The following is a 231-nucleotide window of genomic DNA, read 5'->3' as shown; positions in this document are numbered from 1 at the left end:
TAAGTATAGCCACCAGCACCTCCTGAAGGAGTCACGGAAGCAGAACCGTTAGATCCACCGTTGCAAGACACATTGGTTTGTGCCGCAGTTGCTGTACTAATAGCCGTTGGTTGTGTAATGGTAAAGTTTCGAGTAGCCGTACAAGAATTTGCATCGGTTACTGTTACAGTATAGGTTCCTGCACTTAATCCAGTTGCAGTAGCAGCGGTTCCCCCCGAAGGCGACCAAGAA

Annotated in this window: 1 protein-coding gene; it reads right to left on the bottom strand. The window is 48.5% G+C overall.

Annotated elements, in window-relative coordinates:
• On the bottom strand, positions 1–231 hold a 231-nt coding region (locus ACSVH7_RS15165; RefSeq protein ID WP_438067523.1), incomplete at both ends, for a hypothetical protein.

Source organism: Flavobacterium sp. TSSA_36 (assembly GCF_051547165.1).
Lineage (GTDB): Bacteria > Bacteroidota > Bacteroidia > Flavobacteriales > Flavobacteriaceae > Flavobacterium.
Note: the sequence above shows the minus strand (reverse complement) of the source record. Positions and strands in the feature narration are given on the sequence as shown.